This is a genomic window from Mesorhizobium sp. WSM4830, assembly GCF_055811495.1.
Map to the genome: position 1 here is coordinate 1 of NZ_JBVVQI010000120.1, position 411 is coordinate 411.

Genomic DNA, 411 nt, shown 5'->3' on the forward strand with positions numbered 1-411 from the left:
AAACAATTCGTTATTTCCGCCAACAAACCTCATTCGTTGCAAATATCAAGCCGGCAAGCTTCGCTTCCATCGTTCTGCCCGGCTGCCGGTAATGTTGCAGGTCGCGTCGAAGAAGCGAGACTCCCGCTCGACTTCCGCGCGGGAGGCGCCCAGAGCTTCACACGCCGAGCGATGAACGTGAACGCAACAATGATCGCCGCGACACTCGGCGGCCTTCTCACTCCGCTAGCGCCGGCGTGAATTGGGCCTTCGAACCCAGTTCATCTGGAACGCATCGGCGAGCGTTCAGGTGGGCTGTATCTAGTCGCGCCAGCGGCAGGACGGATGTTGCTCAATCAGGCTGTGCGCGATGCGACGACTGGCGATGCGCTGACATCAGAGCTGATGGACGCCATGCTGACGGCACGCGCC

General features: G+C 60.3%; 1 protein-coding gene. It reads left to right on the plus strand.

The window, feature by feature from the left end:
- Positions 1 to 240: hypothetical protein (locus tag AC0L2Y_RS34620; protein WP_473562343.1), on the plus strand; the 240-nt coding region annotated here is incomplete at its 5' end.
- Positions 241 to 411 lie beyond the last annotated feature (171 nt).